The sequence below is a fragment of the Polaribacter sp. BAL334 genome, assembly GCF_015767435.1.
In the GTDB taxonomy this organism is placed as follows: Bacteria; Bacteroidota; Bacteroidia; order Flavobacteriales; family Flavobacteriaceae; genus Polaribacter.
On record NZ_JADWOV010000034.1, the window covers coordinates 1 to 373 of the forward strand.

The 373-nt window shown below is 35.7% G+C and carries 1 protein-coding gene; it reads right to left on the reverse strand.

Going from position 1 to position 373, the window contains the following annotated elements; genetic code table 11:
• Positions 1-373, reverse strand: a 373-nt coding sequence (locus IU405_RS00185; protein WP_231749383.1) for a glutamate--tRNA ligase family protein, incomplete at both ends; no start/stop codon positions are given.

A 373-nucleotide genomic window follows, 5' to 3' on the forward strand; every position in this document is an offset into this window, starting at 1 on the left:
GCAAAACGTGTTCTCCTTCTTTGAATTTTCCATCTTTCATATCTTGAAAAAGACTCAAATTTTCTTCTACAGAACGATTTCTGAAAGGACTATTTGTACCTGCTTCTGTAGGCGTTCCTTTTTGAATTCTCATTTCTTCCGAAGTTTGAGAATCTACATAGGCTTTTCCATCTTTGATCAATAAAACTGCCCAATCATACAATTGTTGGAAATAATCTGATGAATAACATTCATTTGCCCAAGTGTACCCCAACCAAGCAATATCATTTTTGATAGCATCTACATATTCTTGTTCCTCCTTTGCAGGATTTGTATCGTCAAATCGCAAATTTACAGGCGCGTTGTATTTCAATCCCAAGCCAAAACTAATTCC